The sequence below is a fragment of the Flavobacterium sp. UGB4466 genome, assembly GCF_903469665.1.
In the GTDB taxonomy this organism is placed as follows: Bacteria; Bacteroidota; Bacteroidia; order Flavobacteriales; family Flavobacteriaceae; genus Flavobacterium; species Flavobacterium lipolyticum.
In genome coordinates this window covers 1-3,064 of the sequence record NZ_CAGKLC010000206.1, presented here as the reverse complement: position 1 = coordinate 3,064, position 3,064 = coordinate 1, and the positions used below count along the sequence as shown (strand labels likewise).

3 protein-coding genes are annotated in these 3,064 nt (G+C 36.3%); all 3 read left to right on the top strand.

The annotated features are described in order from the left end of the window. The first annotated feature begins 264 nt into the window (after positions 1-264). The 3 genes from JO950_RS21580 to JO950_RS21570 all read left to right on the top strand — a co-directional run bounded on the left by JO950_RS21580 (position 265) and on the right by JO950_RS21570 (position 2,851). Positions 265-1,143 (top strand): AraC family transcriptional regulator, encoded by an 879-nt coding sequence (locus JO950_RS21580; protein ID WP_173972660.1) that lies wholly within the window; start codon positions 265-267, stop codon positions 1,141-1,143. Between the two features lie 145 nt (positions 1,144-1,288). Then, positions 1,289-2,326: an aldo/keto reductase gene (locus tag JO950_RS21575; protein WP_173972661.1), complete on the top strand. Its 1,038-nt coding sequence runs from the start codon at positions 1,289-1,291 to the stop codon at positions 2,324-2,326. A 60-nt stretch (positions 2,327-2,386) separates the two neighbouring features. Continuing rightward, complete coding sequence (locus JO950_RS21570; RefSeq protein ID WP_173972662.1) at positions 2,387-2,851, top strand: DoxX family protein; 465 nt, start codon at positions 2,387-2,389, stop codon at positions 2,849-2,851. The last annotated feature ends 213 nt before the right edge of the window (positions 2,852-3,064 follow it).

Genomic DNA, 3,064 nt, shown 5'->3' with positions numbered 1-3,064 from the left:
GGTATAATTTGACTAGTAGTTTCGCAATGCGTTGACAGGCATTATTGAATTTAAAAGTGATCATTATAATTTCGGAATTATTTCTAGTCTAAATTGTTGTTAGTGAGTTTTTAATGTTTTGTTTACCATATTATGTAGTTCTACTAAATATACCATAAATTTAGAACGAATTGAAATGGTCATTTCATTTTGACAGATAATGGTCAATCGAAGTGATTTTTTCCACTTAAGTAGATATATTTGTAGGAAAAGAATATGAGGTAAATGATCCAAACTTATAATATATCCGATTTTCCATCCCTTCAATCTATTGACGATCAATTCATGCTAGAACGTTTTGAAAACTTACAGCGTCCCCCAAAGTTTCAATGGCCATATAAGCGCAGTTTTTATGAAATCATGTGGCTCACATCGGGTACATCAACTAATTTGATTGACTATCAACAGGTAACGGTTGAACCGAATATGTTATTTTTTATATATCCCGGTCAATTGCATCTGATGAATAAAATGGAATCTGTCAATGGTTTCTCAATTACCTTTACAGAACAGTTCTTATTATTGAATATGCCTAATGAAGATGCTATTAGTGAGTTTTGTTTTTTGGATAACTGCTATGCAAGTTCCTTTTTTAAATTGGACGACAAGGCAATTGAAGAACTCTCACCGGTACTTAATCTGATGTTAAATGAGATTACCCGTACGGAAAAATCACCATCGATTGTAGCCAATTTGTTATCTGTCTTTTTAAACAGGACACAACGGTTAATTATAGAGAACGATAAATCACCCCAGGATCTGACTAATATTGTTAGGTTCAAACAACTCAAAAAGCTCATTGAAGGCAATTTTACAAAAGAGAGCCAAATTAGTTTCTATGCCGACAAATTAAATCTCACTGCTCATAGAGTCAATGAGATCTGCAAGCAAGTAACAAAAAAAGCTCTCGGGGAGGTTATCCGAGACCGGGTTTTGTTGGAAGCAAAAAGATTGCTTCTTCATAGCGTTCACCCAATCGGGCAGATTTGTGACGATCTGGGATTCAAAGACTTTTCTTATTTCTCCCGGCAATTTAAAAAGAGGACAGGTCTGACCCCTGCAGAGTTTCGAAAGCAGATGTATGATAAATACCAAAACTCATAGATAATAGCGTCCGATAATCTTCAAGTACCAAAAGTGCCAATATTCGTCCCAAAGATTCTAACATCGGGAATACTTCCCGCTGTATTTTTGTTTAACTAATAAAATCAACATTTTTTAATTAATTTAAAGAGTAATTCAATCAATTATGGAATATAGACAATTAGGTAATTCGGGTTTGCGAGTACCAGTTTTAAGTTTTGGTACAGGAACCTTTGGCGGGAGCAATGAGTTTTTTAAAGCCTGGGGCAATACTCAGGTTGATGAAGCCACACGTTTGATCAATTTATGTCTCGAAGCTGGTGTTAATTTGTTTGACACTGCTGATGCCTATTCAGGCGGGGAGGCAGAAGAAATACTGGGTAAAGCATTAAAAGGTCTGCGTAATAAAGTGTTGATCTCTACTAAAGCGGGCTTTGCTACCGGTGAAGGTGCAAATGACTACGGTACTTCACGTTTAAAATTGATCAAAGCCTGTGAGGATAGTTTAAAGCGATTAGGGACTGATCACATCGATATTTACCATATGCATGCCTTTGATGCAAATACACCCATAGAGGAAACATTAAAAGCTTTAGAGCATTTGGTGGAAAGCGGAAAAGTAAGATATATTGCTTGTTCCAATTTCTCAGGCTGGCATTTAATGAAATCTTTATCTGTATCAGAACGTTATGGTTGGTCAAAATACATCGGCCATCAAGCTCATTATTCGTTGCTTAATCGTGATTTTGAATGGGAACTAATGCCGCTGGGAATTGAAGAAAACATTGGCACCATCGTTTGGAGCCCACTAGCCAGCGGAAAACTAAGTGGCAAGTACCGCAGGGATCAAACTGTTCCACAAGATGGGCGGGTAGCGCAAGGCGGTAGTCCTCTAATAAGTGCAGAAGCAGATGACCAGCGGTTATATAATATTGTGGATGTACTAGATGAATTAGCAGAAGAAACTGGTAAAAACGCTGCGCAAATAGCCTTGAACTGGTTATTACAGCGTCCGACGGTTTCCAGTATTATTATTGGTGCAAGAAATGAACAGCAGCTTAAACAAAATTTAGAAGCAGTTGGATGGAACTTAACTCTCGACCAGATTAAGAGATTAGACAAAGCCAGTGATACATTACCGGCATATCCTTACTGGCACCAGCGTCAGACCCCAATACTAAATTCTGCACCGAAACTCTATTAATTATAACTTAGTAGCAAGTTGTTAAGGGCTACTACAGATAATCACTTAAAATAATATACTATGTTTAAATTTGCATTTTCTCAAGATACTAAAAATAATCTAAGTACATATTCCATTAGCCGAATTGCCATTGGTATATTTTTTTTAATCACAGGTGCCAACAAACTATTTAACCCCGTTTTTCAAGCATCAATGTTAAAAACAATTACTGGGATTGGATTTGCTTATCCGCAGTTTACAGCCGATTTTACTGCGGCAAATGAAGCAATTTTCGGATTACTTTTGGCAATTGGACTTTACACGAGATTTAGTGCAATGGTATTAAATATTATCTTATTTACGGCATTATTCACCTTCGATATACCCAATCACATCCCTAAAGGCCTGGATCCTTTTACATGGTATAGCTACTTTTTGTATCTTCCTCAAACATTATACATTCTATTTCTATTTGGAGCTATATTTACTGGTGGAGGGCCATTAAGTCTGGATGAAATAATATCTAGTAAAAAGAAGACTCTATAACTCCCCTGAATTTTGCCATTTTCAATTCATTCAGAGTGGGGAATGGTATTCGGTTCTGTCGCATCTGGGAATAACTTTTATCTTTAGAATTTTAAACCGTTCAAAAGATGAATACTAAAGGTCATTGTTATCCAAAATACATAATTCTTCAGGCAGTATATTTCAAGCTAAGATTTACACTTAGTTACCGTGATGTTGAAGAACTAATGAAGA

Coding starts and splice junctions, on each gene's coding strand:
- JO950_RS21575 (WP_173972661.1), top strand. CDS start 1,289: ATGGAATATAGACAATTAGGTAATTCGGGTTTGCGAGTACCAGTTTTA.
- JO950_RS21580 (WP_173972660.1), top strand. CDS start 265: ATGATCCAAACTTATAATATATCCGATTTTCCATCCCTTCAATCTATT.
- JO950_RS21570 (WP_173972662.1), top strand. CDS start 2,387: ATGTTTAAATTTGCATTTTCTCAAGATACTAAAAATAATCTAAGTACA.